The organism is Undibacterium sp. GW821-FHT11B02, assembly GCF_058808955.1.
The window spans coordinates 180,057-192,081 of record NZ_JBXASD010000003.1 but is presented as its reverse complement, the minus strand read 5'-3'; the positions used below and the strand labels follow the sequence as shown (position 1 = coordinate 192,081).

General features: G+C 50.0%; 10 protein-coding genes. 7 read left to right on the top strand and 3 right to left on the bottom strand.

From position 1 onward, the window contains the following. Positions 1 to 94 precede the first annotated feature (94 nt). The gene (gene argF, locus AC1RVX_RS07085; RefSeq protein WP_493215867.1) at positions 95 to 1,009 is read right to left on the bottom strand and encodes an ornithine carbamoyltransferase; all 915 of its coding nucleotides are present in this window, start codon (positions 1,007 to 1,009) and stop codon (positions 95 to 97) included. A gap of 518 nt (positions 1,010 to 1,527) precedes the next feature. Between argF and AC1RVX_RS07080 the strand changes: the two genes are divergently transcribed. Genes AC1RVX_RS07080 through AC1RVX_RS07065 form a run of 4 tightly spaced genes read left to right on the top strand, consistent with a single transcriptional unit; the run spans position 1,528 to position 5,439 of the window. Then, positions 1,528 to 2,187 (top strand): SGNH/GDSL hydrolase family protein, encoded by a 660-nt coding sequence (locus AC1RVX_RS07080; protein ID WP_493215866.1) that lies wholly within the window; start codon positions 1,528 to 1,530, stop codon positions 2,185 to 2,187. 23 nt (positions 2,188 to 2,210) lie between these two features. Beyond that, on the top strand, positions 2,211 to 2,870 hold the full coding sequence (locus AC1RVX_RS07075) for a cell division protein FtsQ (RefSeq protein WP_493215865.1): 660 nt from the start codon (positions 2,211 to 2,213) through the stop codon (positions 2,868 to 2,870). A 19-nt stretch (positions 2,871 to 2,889) separates the two neighbouring features. Beyond that, complete coding sequence (locus AC1RVX_RS07070) at positions 2,890 to 4,287, top strand: MBOAT family O-acyltransferase (protein WP_493215864.1); 1,398 nt, start codon at positions 2,890 to 2,892, stop codon at positions 4,285 to 4,287. 9 nt (positions 4,288 to 4,296) lie between these two features. Continuing rightward, positions 4,297 to 5,439: an alginate O-acetyltransferase AlgX-related protein gene (locus AC1RVX_RS07065; RefSeq protein WP_493215863.1), complete on the top strand. Its 1,143-nt coding sequence runs from the start codon at positions 4,297 to 4,299 to the stop codon at positions 5,437 to 5,439. Positions 5,440 to 6,125: 686 nt separating this feature from the next. Here the strand turns inward: AC1RVX_RS07065 and AC1RVX_RS07060 are convergent. Beyond that, a complete protein-coding gene (locus AC1RVX_RS07060; protein WP_493215862.1) occupies positions 6,126 to 7,313 on the bottom strand; it encodes an acyltransferase family protein in 1,188 nt (395 codons plus the stop codon). Positions 7,314 to 7,417: 104 nt separating this feature from the next. Here AC1RVX_RS07060 and AC1RVX_RS07055 point away from each other — a divergent pair, with 104 nt between their 5' ends. Both AC1RVX_RS07055 and AC1RVX_RS07050 read left to right on the top strand, forming a co-directional pair. Next, entirely contained in the window at positions 7,418 to 8,569 is a 1,152-nt protein-coding gene (locus AC1RVX_RS07055) for a sensor histidine kinase (RefSeq protein WP_493215861.1), read from the top strand. Then, a complete protein-coding gene (locus AC1RVX_RS07050) occupies positions 8,566 to 9,321 on the top strand; it encodes a LytR/AlgR family response regulator transcription factor (protein WP_493215860.1) in 756 nt (251 codons plus the stop codon). Before AC1RVX_RS07055 ends, AC1RVX_RS07050 begins: the two co-directional genes overlap by 4 nt. 690 nt (positions 9,322 to 10,011) lie before the next feature. Here the strand turns inward: AC1RVX_RS07050 and AC1RVX_RS07045 are convergent. Further along, complete coding sequence (locus AC1RVX_RS07045; protein ID WP_493215859.1) at positions 10,012 to 10,767, bottom strand: SDR family oxidoreductase; 756 nt, start codon at positions 10,765 to 10,767, stop codon at positions 10,012 to 10,014. A 214-nt stretch (positions 10,768 to 10,981) separates the two neighbouring features. Here AC1RVX_RS07045 and AC1RVX_RS07040 point away from each other — a divergent pair, with 214 nt between their 5' ends. Further along, positions 10,982 to 11,923, top strand: a complete 942-nt coding sequence (locus AC1RVX_RS07040) for a hypothetical protein (RefSeq protein WP_493215858.1) — start codon at positions 10,982 to 10,984, stop codon at positions 11,921 to 11,923. Positions 11,924 to 12,025 lie beyond the last annotated feature (102 nt).

Below are 12,025 nucleotides of genomic sequence, written 5' to 3'. Positions count from 1 at the left end.
TTTATTGACGTAGATTAAATCTCAATTTTGACAAGATTTTCTCCTGTTTTTCTCTGCGTCTCTGTGTTGAGAGGTCTTTCTCAAAAATACCGTATCAGCGAATCTCGCCCACCACCAAATATTCCAGCAGTGCTTTTTGCACATGCAGGCGGTTTTCGGCTTCGTCCCATACCACTGACTGCGGGCCATCAATCACACCGGCGGATACTTCTTCACCACGGTGAGCCGGCAGGCAGTGCATGAACAGGGCGTCAGGGTGGGCGCGGGCCATCTTGGCTTCATCGACGATCCAGCCATCAAAGGCTTTCAGGCGGGCCTGGTTTTCATCTTCATAACCCATGCTGGTCCAGACATCGGTATTTACCAGATCAACACCGGCGCAGGCGTCAGACGGGCTGTCAAATACTGTGTATTGCGACTTGTCGGCGGTGACCTGCGACATGTCCATGTCATAGCCCTTGGGCGTAGAGATGTGCAGGTGGAAGTTGAACACCTGGGCTGCCTGCAGCCATGAATACAGCATATTGTTGGCGTCACCTATCCAGGCCACCTTTTTGCCAGTAATGGAACCACGATGTTCAGTATAAGTAAACACGTCGGCCAGTACCTGACAGGGGTGATGCTGATTGGTCAGACCATTGATGACAGGCACGCGTGAATTGGCTGCGAAGCGCTCTATCATTTCCTGCTCAAAAGTACGGATCATGATGATGTCACACATGCGTGACATGACCTGACCCGCGTCTTCAACAGGTTCGCCACGGCCCAGCTGGCTGTCGCGGGTATTGAGATAAATCGCGGCACCGCCCAGCTGGTGCATGCCGGCTTCAAAAGACAGTCGGGTGCGGGTGGAATTTTTTTCGAACACCATCACCAGGGTTCTATCCAGTAAAGGGTGATAGGTCTGGTAAGACTTGAAACGCTGCTTGATGATGCGGGCGCGCTGCATCACGTATTCAAATTCGGACAGCGAAAAATCGGAGAACTGCAGGAAATGTTTGATAGCCATAAATAAAACGGGCAGCAAGTTAAGCTTGCCGCCGCTTGTCATAACTGCTTAATTATAAGGGATTAATTTGCCTTCCCCATATTAAATTCTGGTCAGGGGCAAATCCAGATCAGCTTGCTTTCTCTCATTTTACGCAGTTTCTTGAATTCAGGCATGGAAATCTTGCCATGTCTGCAATGGACATCTGCCCGTCAGACACTTATTTAACAATTCCCGCTCCTATCTAATAAATTTCAATTTGTAACTGTTATTGCATTTTCGATTTGAATGCAGTCCGTAATTTGTGAATTTTCGTCAACTAACTGGCATTGCGGACTGATTTGTTTACACTCAAATATATTGCAGTAAAAGCATAAAAATGGATTTTCCATTTAACAAAATTTGACGATTCCAAGTACTGCAAGCTATGGAGTTTGTTATGCGTACACCTTTGACTGTAACAGTCTTCCAGACCGGCAGTCTACAGGCAGGCATGACAAACACGTGTTATTCAACGAACCAATAAAAGTAGAGAAACTATGAGCGCACTGTTAGCCGGACTCACTGTCCTGATTATTGGCGATAGCCATATGTCCACCCCTGATTACCTGATCACGACTTTGCATGATGATCTGATGAGCAAGGGTGCTGTCGTGTATTCCTTCGGTGCTTGCGGTGTCGCCGCCGGTGACTGGATGGTAAAAAGCCAGTCGCCATGCGGTGGTGCAGCCCGTATCAAGGATGGTCCGGTAGAAGTGAAAACCGGTCAGGACGCGGTGACCCGTCCTTTCAATGAACTGGTTAAAACATATAAACCAAATCTGGTGGTGGTCGTTAATGGCGACACCATGGCGTCTTATGCCGCACCAGAATTGCCAAAGACCTGGATCTGGCAGCAGGTGACACGCCTGACCAAGGGCGTTAAAAATAATGCAGTCAGCTGCGTCTGGGTCGGACCAGCCTGGGGTACAGAAGGCGGCAAGTTCAACAAGACTTTTGCACGCGCCAAGGAAATGTCCGGCTATCTGTCGGAAATCGTTGCGCCTTGTACCTATGTCGATTCCCTGACCATGTCCAAGCCGGGTGAATGGGCTTCATCTGATGGCCAGCATTTTGATGTGGCCGGTTACAAAGCCTGGGGTACGGCGATCGGCAATGCCATTTCTTCGCCAGCTGTTTTGCAAAACATCAAGAAATAAATCAAACCGGATCACCCTTAATCATGAAAAAACTGATCGTTGCCTGTCTGGGCTCTATGTTGGCGTTGGCGGCGCGTGCCGCTGACAATCCTTTATATGAAACCGGTCCTGCCCAGGATTCTTCCTTTGTGCGTTTTCTTAACGCCAGCGAAGACAAGGCCAGTGTGGTGAATGGTGCCGCGAAAGTGGCACTGGCAGCGCAGGGCGACGCCAGGGTGTCCCGTTTTTATCCAGTCAAGGCCGGTGCCAAGCTGGCAGCCAATGTGCTGGTTGGGTCTGCAAAAACAGCGGTGGAAGTTGTCGCCAAGCCAGGTGAATTTGTCACCATTGCCATCGTCGGCAAAGGGGCAGGCATAACAACAGTCGTCGTCAAAGAATCACCGACAGATTTCAATGCCAGCCGTTCTTCCGTCGCCTTGCTGAACCTGGATGCCAGTTGCACAGCCGCCGGTTTAAACGTGGCAGTGAAAAATACACCAATACTGGAAGCCGTCAAACCGGCTACGTTGCAACGTCGTCTGGTCAACCCCATCAGCCTGAAAGCGCAAGCCATGTGCGACGCGAAAGAAGAGGGCAAGGTAGTTGACCTGGGACAGTTGCAGGCGGGTGAGCGTTATAGCGTTGTTGTCATGCCGGGCAAAAAGGGACGCCAGACTTTCTTCGTTCGCGACAGCACTTCCTGACTAAGCACGGGCACGATCCATGGTATTTGCGTCTTTAGAGTTCCTCACACTCTTCCTCCCCCTGTTCTTTGCTGCCTATCTGGTCACCCCCCAGCGGTTTCGCAATCACACCCTGCTGGTGGGGAGCTGGCTGTTTTACGCCTGGTGGACACCCAAGTTCCTGCTGTTGATCATTGTCCTGACAGTGTTGGCCTGGGGTGCTGCTATCCTTATCGACAAGAGCAATAATGAACTGAACAAGACCCGCATCATGGCCGCTGCCATTGTGCTTAATCTGGGCTCACTGGTTTGGTACAAGTACACCAATATGCTGGTGTATTCACTCAATACCATCCTGACCGGTCGCGACATGCCCACCATCCCGTGGGAAAACCTGATGCTGCCGATAGGCTTGTCCTTTACGGTCTTGCATGCGATTTCATATATCGTTGATGTGCGCCGCAAAACTGTGGCGGCACAGTACAGTATTATTTCTTTCAGTGCCTACATGGCCATGTTCCCGCATCTGATCGCTGGCCCCATCGTGCGTTACAAGGTCATCGATACCGAACTGCGTGAACGCGTATTTTCCATCGACAAATTTGCCGCTGGCGTGCGCCGCTTCATGGTCGGCTTTTCGATGAAGGTTTTGATTGCTGACACCCTGTCACCTCTCGTGACATTGGCATTCGGCATTAAAAATCCCTCCCTGGTGGATGCCTGGACTGGTTGTGCCGCCTACACCCTGCAACTGTATTTTGACTTTGCCGGTTACAGCGCTATGGCAATCGGCCTGGGCCTGATGCTGGGTTTCGATTTCCAGGAAAATTTCAACAATCCCTATTTGTCTGTGTCGATACAGGATTTCTGGCGACGCTGGCACATGACGCTGTCATCCTGGTTGCGTGATTACCTGTACATCAGCCTGGGTGGTAACCGCCAGGGCGCGGGTCGCACTTACGTCAATCTCATGCTGACAATGGCCATAGGTGGCTTGTGGCATGGCGGTGAAAACTGGAATTACCTGATCTGGGGCATCATCCACGGCTCTGCATTGTGCTGTGACCGCGCATTTACCCAGCGCGGTTTATCCATGCCCAATTACCTTTCCCGCACGTTGACCCTGCTGGTCGTCATGCTGGCCTGGACCGTGTTCCGCTCTGACAGTTTTGCGACAGCGATGAATTTGTGGGCCGGGCAGTTTGGCCTGCATGGCGTAGCCATGGGCGATGCGATTGCCCTGGCATTACGCCCCAGCATCGTGCTGACATTTGTGCTGGGCCTGGTTTGTGTGGTTTATCCGGCCACTGCCATTGGTAAGCGTGGTGGCCTGGGTTTTATTGGCTGGAGCATGACCTGGCCAGTGTTGACCTTTGTCTATGCCGTCATTGTACTGGCAGGACAAAAGGCCATTCCCTTTCTGTACTTCCAGTTTTAGGAGACGATCATGAGTGAATGTTTTAACTATGATCCTAAAAAAGCTGGCTGGACCCGCTTCTTGCCGGTGACAGCTTTTGCCGCCATCATACTCGGTGGCCTGATTGTGACCCAGACTTCGTTGAATGCCGTGCCCACTGAAAGATGGGCAGGTATAGACAATCCCAAACGTCTGCTGGATGGCGAAGCGACACGTCAGTTTTCTGCGCAATTGAATAGCTACTTCATGCTCAGCAAACCATTTGCAAAAATCGAACGTGGTGTGACCTGGCTGTTGGCTGGTGATACCGGCGTATCAGTGCGCAAGGGCTGCGATGGCTGGTTGTTTTTAACGGATGAACTGACCCCCTTTGCCAATGCCGCAGACAATGCCGCTGCCAGGGCCAGAATCATCACCCAGACTGCCAGCGATTTGCAAAAACGCGGCATTAAACTTGTTGTTGCCGTGGTGCCTGACAAGACACGCATCGAACATGATCATTTGTGCGGCCTGCATCGCCCCGCCAGCTTTGCCACCCGTGTGGACGACTGGGTAAGAATTCTAAGTGACAGCAAGGTCGATGCGCTGGACTTTACACCGGCACTGGCTGCCGCGACGGAAGAACGCTATTACCGCAGCGATTCACACTGGAATGAGTATGGCTCCAACGCTGCCGCCAAAGCCCTGGCAGAACACTTGCAGGCGCTGAACCTGGTGGATAAACCCAAAGATGCTCCTGACCCCAAAGCCATACAATCGTCCAGGGTGGAACGCTCTGGCGACCTGATGCGCGTCTCCAACCTCGAAGGCTTGCCCGCATGGATACGCCCTGCAACCGAAGTCACACAGATCAGCAAAGTGGCCCCGGTTGCCGTCGCCAGTGATGACCTGTTTGGCGATGCCGGTTTGCCACCTGTGGCACTGGTGGGTACGTCTTTCAGCCGCGCCTCGAATTTCTCACCCTTCCTCAGCCAGCATCTGGGGTCACCGGTCGCCAACCTGGCCAAGGATGGAGGTGATTTCGACGGTGCCGCCTATGCCTACCTGAACAGCAACGAATTCAAAACCCAGGCCCCCAAAGTAGTCGTCTGGGAAGTTCCGGAACGCATGCTGCCCAAACCATTGTCCGCAACGGAAAAAAAATGGCTGGCGTCATTTGCGCCAAAGACTTGATGCAGTGCAGGATTTTTGAAGTGCAAAGGGATAGGGTGACTGCCTAAAAATATGTCAATGCACCCTAATGCAACAACCAAACCAAACGAAGAAATCGGCATCACAGTCTTTTAGCATAACCGGGCATATCATGGGATTGGTTCGCATGCTCAGGATCGGAAAACTTTCAAAAATCTGCTAACCTTTTTATTCTGGCTCGTTTTGTCGATGTCTTGCCTCAATACTCGTCGGGCCTAATACGTGCAAACAACTGACTTGGCGCCAGTTCAAATTCCTAGAACTCATTTCATAAATAGGGGTGAGATGCGTTTGCCTCATAACGTGCGCTGGCAAGGGTAAAGCAGGGGTTTCGTGCAGCATGCTGCACGCCTGCGTACGATGTGCGCTTACCAGCGCACATGCGCCCTGCAAGGGGACGAGGCAGTCAATAGCGGGTCTATTGACAACGAGTCGAATTGTTCACACCTTGCAGTCCAGCACGCGTTATGAGGCAAACCCTCCGGGAGCTGGCCGCATTGACACTTCGCGGGCGCATTGCTGCGCGAGGTTGTTACGTCGCGCTTGCTAAGGCACAAGCCTTAGCTGCGCAGGGTACACACCTTACGCCTTGCACTGCATCCCGAATCGCCTTGCTCGCACTCATCCCTATTTATGAAATGAGTTCTAGTTACCCAACGACCTTCCGCTTATGCAGCTCCACTTTGTTTAAGAACCTCTCCTTCTGGACGCGATGCTACTTGTTCATTAGAAAGGTTGAGCGAATACACCCTCGCGCGCAAGACCATGAATGGTGTTTCGACTATTCGAAATAGTAGCCACCCCCCTAAAACGCTTGAAGTCATGATGATGCCGATTCCCAAAACCGAATTTGTGTCGATCGCCATCGCGCTCAATGGAGAAATTGCCAATTTAAATATCGGCTTGTGCGCAAGATAAATTGCATATGACCATAAGGCGATACTTGCCGCACCAGGCACTCGCATTCGGTGCAATACCGAATTAGTGCTTAGTGCCGAAAGCGTCAACATTGCAAAGCTTGTCGCCAGCAATGGATAACCGAACGTGGTGATGCAAAAACCATATCCATAAATCGGTGTTCCGGAAAAATTATGGAATAAATACAGCATCGTTCCGGTCGCCAATAAACCAATGATAAACAGTAAATTTCCTCTTTGCATGAGCTTTGAATAGGTCGAGACATGGAAATTTTTCACCATGGCAATTGCCACACCAGGCAGGAACTCATCGAAGCGGCAAAAACTGGAATAATAGATATGCTCATAGTAGCTATAACTATCGATCGCGTCTTTGCCGTTGTAGAACCAAGTAGTTCCTCTGACTACCATACCAGCAATCACTGTGGTGCAAATTATAATCCACGTGATTTTTTTTGATCCTTTAAGACCGGCAAGCAAGAGCGCGATGACGGGTAAAATAATATAGAACTGCTCTTCGATGCAGAGCGACCATGAATGAGTAAAGGTTTGGCCAGGGCGAAGGCCGAAATTCTGCGTAAACGTCAAAAACTGCCATATCGAAGCCGTCTCCTTCCCACCTAATTCAGCAGGAAAAATAAAATAGATTGCCAATATAAAATAATAGTTTGGTAACGTTCTTAGCAAACGCTTCATATAGAATGTTTTTATGGAAAATTTCTTTCCCTGCCCAAGCGATGAGAGAATCTGATTCCCTATTAGATATCCGCTCAACACAAAGAACAGGTCGACACCCGCCCAGCCGATGTCAGTCACAAATCCAAATGTATCTTTGCCGCTGATTACCACCATGTAATGGTATGCCAATACAAAGACGATCGCTACAGCGCGTAGAGTATCCAGTCCGGTTAGGCGAATGGCTGCCTTGTTTTCGATCATAAAGCTCTTTTCCTTATATGAACTGCACCAAGCATTGCTTATGGTGGTAGTAAATGAAAAGAGCGATTGTTTAACAAAGAAACCATGCTGTCATGAAAAGAGTGATGAACGCTGGCATAGTAGGGATTAGCGCGGGAATAGAGCTGCTATACTTATCCACAATGAATCCTTCGCTTCCCTTTCCAACCTGGCTGCGCGCCCTAATAATCAACTTTGCACTTTGGACCTTGCTATGTGCGCTAGCCGGGATTACCACGTACGGTGACGCCGCTCACGATGGTGATACGCGCAGCTACTGGCTGATGACGCTAGGCTGGTGGTGCGGCTATGTCGTGATGATGGTGCAAAGCTACCTGCTATACATGATTTACCAGCGGTATCCAGACCTTCTGGCAACACCACGCCGTATCGCTGCTGGTTACATAGTTTATTGTTTCTTATGTTGGCCCAGTGCGATGCTGGGGCTTGCATTCAGACGATGTTTCAAGTTCGACTTAGCTCCAATACTGGAGAACGCCTGGCATTACTGGCTGTCGATGGGAAAATTCGAATGGTTTGTTGTTTTTGTATTGTTAACAATGGCATTTGGTGTTGTGGTGGCAGGCTTGCTCTGGCGTCAGCGCCAACAGCAGACCCGCGAGCTAGCGGAGGTTCGATTATCGCTGGAACGACAGAGGCTTGCGGCGCTGCGTGGACAGCTGGAACCGCATTTCATGTTCAATACGCTCAGTGCCATAGGCGCGATGGTCCGTACAGACGATAAACCGTTGGCGCTGGACGGGCTGACTCGTCTTGGCGACTTGCTGCAATATGCCTTGTCAAGCAGCGAGCGCGATTGGGTCGAAGTAAAACAGGAATTGCAGTTCGTCCACGATTATCTGGACTTACAGCGCTTGCGCTTTGGACCGCGCCTGCTGGTTCGCATTGAAGGCGAACATCTACTGGAGGCAGGCATCGAGTGTCCACCGATGTTGCTGCAACCCTTGGTCGAAAACGCACTTCGCCACGACCTCGAATGCCACGAAGATACCAGTGATATCACAGTCACCTTTGCCCGTAATGGCGGCTGCTTAATTGTGCATGTCAGTAATCCAATTCGGCACCGCGCAGCGCCTGCAGCAGGGTTGGGAATTGGCTTGCGCGGCATCAGGGCACGCTTGAATCTGGCCTATGGTAACTCGGCATCGCTGGTGGCAGCCCGCGTGGCTGGCCGTTTCGTCGCTGAGTTATGCATTCCTTGGGAAGTTGCGGAATGAGCGCGCCTCTAAAAGTATTGATTGTTGATGACGAAGCACATGCGCGCGCAAACCTGCGGTTAGCACTGGCAGCACTGCCCGGTTGGACACTGGCAGGAGAATGTGCCAGTGCCGCGGCTGCTCGCGCCTATCTGAAGACAGGCAGCGTTGACGTACTGCTGCTGGATGTGCAGATGCCAGTGGAATCAGGGTTGGAACTGGTGCGCGACTTAAGCCACATTGCCTTGCCGCCGCTGATCGTCTTTGTTACCGCGCACCGTGGCCACGCTCTTGATGCGTTTGATGTTCATGCACTCGACTATATTGTTAAACCTGTCGACGAGCGCCGTTTATGGCAGTCGCTGGAACGTGCGAGCAAATTGCTTGAGCAGCGTACGGCCTATGCCCAGGCTCTACGCCAATTTATCACCCCCACGCCTGGCTATTGGAGCGAACTGGTGGTGCGGTCAGTCGGGCGGATGGACCGAATCACTTTGGTTGACGTGCAGTGGATAGAAACCGCTGGCAATTATGTCGAGCTGCATCTATCAGAACGCACCCTGCTGCATCGCAGTACGTTGGCAGAACTGGAGCGGTATCTCGATCCCAAAGAATTCGTACGCATCCACCGACGCATCCTGGTACGACGCGACCAGATGACGGGATTGCGCCAGACGCCAGAGGGAGGCCACGTACTAGTTCTACAATGTGGTCAAAACCTGCCCGTCAGCGAGCGCTATTTCACAGCAGCCAAAGTGGCTCTGCGCAGTTAGCCCTGGTCTATGGCCTGGCACTTGCCTTGAGCCCCCATATCTTTTATCGCCACGACCAGAGGGCCATCTAGACCATTCTCGATTCTAGTGACGCCTGTAATTTAAAACAGTAAATGAGAACGTGTATAAATATTTGGAATTTTCCGTCACTATTGCCGGAGTCTTGATGAAGATACGTCCCGGGTAAACAATCAGACAAATTGGATTGGGCTTTTTTTTGGGGGGGCGCCAATGAATTGCGCCAACATTCAGTCAATCACCTCGAAAATCCATATCCATAGAAAATTAAATAGGTCAGTGTCACACTAACTTGGCAATGCATATACGACTGGCTATCGAAACACTAAGAAAAATGGTACGAAGGAGGGCTGCAGACTCACATTTCCGTAGCTTTTAATTGTCCGGTCTGTTGATTTGCACTCAAATTCCCCCCAATTTTTTTGAAAAATTTGCATCTGAAATTGGCTCATGTTTAGCGCACAATCCTGCTTATGTGGCATGGCTTTTTACAAAAGGGCTTGGCGACAAGTTGGAAAAATTTGATAATATTTAGTTGTTTATATTTCCATCATCAAAATAAAATCTAACATGCCACACCTGATTAAAACCCTGTGGCCCTGTGCGCCTGATATTACAGAAACTGTACCTGCCTGTTACTCACATAGATCATGCCACAGTGGTCACAAGGAATCAATTTTCCGGGCTGTTATTGCTGAGAACAATCTGGTCCACACTACAGATACGGTCCTGATTCAGAGCAAACAGGATTGTTTCATAGACGTTTCTGGCCGTTAAATAATCATTGGCGGTTTTTCCTGCTTCTTTAGTGGCGTTCCATTCGTCATCATCAAAGGCCGAGATATTCTTGAAGTTCGGCGGAAAAATGGAGCAAATACGCAAGCCAGTACCGCGTGAACGGGCGCGCAAATAATCCATGAAGGTGGCTTGCGCTGCCTTGGCGGCAGCAAAGGATTCATGTGCAGTTGGGTGAATAACACCCGGCAAGGCCGGGGAGCCGTTCATGTTGATGATGTCAGGGCATGCCGACTGCAGTAGCAAAGGGAGGAAATACTTGCTCATGTAAATCACACCATTCAGGGTGGAACTGATGGTTTCGGCGATTTCTTCATCGCTGCCGCTATGGATGTCACCGGCCAGCCAGTAAGATGCATTGTTGACGAGGATATCAACACAGGGCGTCAGCAGCGCAACTGCGCTGGCGCAGTCTTTGATATCCTGAAGCTTGGATGTGTTGACCTGAAAGGTATGTATCAATGCATGCGGTACCACGGCTTTCACCGCTTTTGCCGTAGCCTTGGCTTTCTCCAGCGTGCGCGCAGAAATGAACAACTCTGCCCCCAGCCTGGCAAAGCACAGGGTCAGGGTGCCACCAAAACCTTCAAGACTGGCACCGGTGAGGACGATTTTCTTTCCCTTAAATTGCATTCCTTGCTCCGTGAAAAATTTGTCCGGCATTTCATTAAGATGATTGAATATGTGCGGTCATTGTAGCCGTCTACCTTCCGTTGCGCTTTGCACAGAGTATTCTTGCGTCGCTTGAGCAAGAGTGTTCCACATTTATATGACGTGACCGACTTGCCAGCGAATAAGCATTTGGGCAAACTGCTGACCTGAAATCTCATCACGAAAGATACACCGTATGGAAGAAGACCGTAAAACCGCCCATATCAAGAAAATGGACAGGGTATGGTTTGTGTCATTGGTCCTGATCTGTTTTTTGGGGGCGCTATCTGCTGCTTATTATGGTTTCATTGATGCAGGTGATTCACCATTTTTTCAAAATTACCTGGCTGAATTAGTTCTGTTGGTCGTACTGATGCAGATTGTTGGTATATACAAAAAGCGAATTGGAATTTCTTTTAACGCGGTGTTTTTTTTCACCGCACTGGCTTTGATTTTTGGTGAAAAGCTCGGTACAGATAGTCGGGCATCCATTGCTGCTATGGCTGCCGAGGTTAAGCAAAAGGTAGCTGCATTTGAAAAAAAACAAAATGAAGTTCGAAGAATTGAGCAGGAAACCGCAATAGCCCAACAATACCTTTACAGCATTTTTGATGGGGCGTTTGAAATACAACGTCACTTCGTGAATGACCTGGATGATGCGGAATGGGGGATGGTCGCAGATCCAGAGCGGCTGAGTAAGGATAAAGAACTACTGGAAACGAATGAGATTGTCGAAAAAGGAAAAAGTATTTTTCAGAAATGCGAACACACATTTGTCAAGACAGTAGAGGGCAACCCTGCCCGGATCGATATGCTCGACATTGACGCCTCCAGGAAACCCGAAATTCGGGCAATTTGGGATGTGCTGGTAAAGAAAACGGCTGGTCGCGTCGCCCAGGAAAAGAAGATCAGGGACGAGATATTAGGCGAAATGGATAGTATGCGAGGCTTGCTTATAAATAAGGAAAAATGGCATATCCAGAATGGTGAAATAGTCTTTGTCGATGCTGATGACCTTGCCGCCTTTAAAATGCACCAAAAGAAAGTACAAGACTTCATCCATAAAGAAGTCGAATTGCAGGAGGAAATAATGAATTGGGGATTTGAGCTCAGGAAGGCTGTGGAGCAAAAAAAATGATTGGCGTGTTGTGCGCTTTGAATCGGATGTGAAATGTGTTTGCCTGCCGTTCAGAGTTGGTTGAATTGTCGGTATGGGGCATAAAGATGGCACGGTTGTCGC

What these genes read in the sequence shown, in the direction of transcription:
- argF (WP_493215867.1), bottom strand. Translation starts at nt 1,009, where the DNA reads ATGGCTATCAAACATTTCCTGCAGTTCTCCGATTTTTCGCTGTCCGAA.
- AC1RVX_RS07080 (WP_493215866.1), top strand. Translation starts at nt 1,528, where the DNA reads ATGAGCGCACTGTTAGCCGGACTCACTGTCCTGATTATTGGCGATAGC.
- AC1RVX_RS07075 (WP_493215865.1), top strand. Translation starts at nt 2,211, where the DNA reads ATGAAAAAACTGATCGTTGCCTGTCTGGGCTCTATGTTGGCGTTGGCG.
- AC1RVX_RS07070 (WP_493215864.1), top strand. Translation starts at nt 2,890, where the DNA reads ATGGTATTTGCGTCTTTAGAGTTCCTCACACTCTTCCTCCCCCTGTTC.
- AC1RVX_RS07065 (WP_493215863.1), top strand. Translation starts at nt 4,297, where the DNA reads ATGAGTGAATGTTTTAACTATGATCCTAAAAAAGCTGGCTGGACCCGC.
- AC1RVX_RS07060 (WP_493215862.1), bottom strand. Translation starts at nt 7,313, where the DNA reads ATGATCGAAAACAAGGCAGCCATTCGCCTAACCGGACTGGATACTCTA.
- AC1RVX_RS07055 (WP_493215861.1), top strand. Translation starts at nt 7,418, where the DNA reads ATGAACGCTGGCATAGTAGGGATTAGCGCGGGAATAGAGCTGCTATAC.
- AC1RVX_RS07050 (WP_493215860.1), top strand. Translation starts at nt 8,566, where the DNA reads ATGAGCGCGCCTCTAAAAGTATTGATTGTTGATGACGAAGCACATGCG.
- AC1RVX_RS07045 (WP_493215859.1), bottom strand. Translation starts at nt 10,767, where the DNA reads ATGCAATTTAAGGGAAAGAAAATCGTCCTCACCGGTGCCAGTCTTGAA.
- AC1RVX_RS07040 (WP_493215858.1), top strand. Translation starts at nt 10,982, where the DNA reads ATGGAAGAAGACCGTAAAACCGCCCATATCAAGAAAATGGACAGGGTA.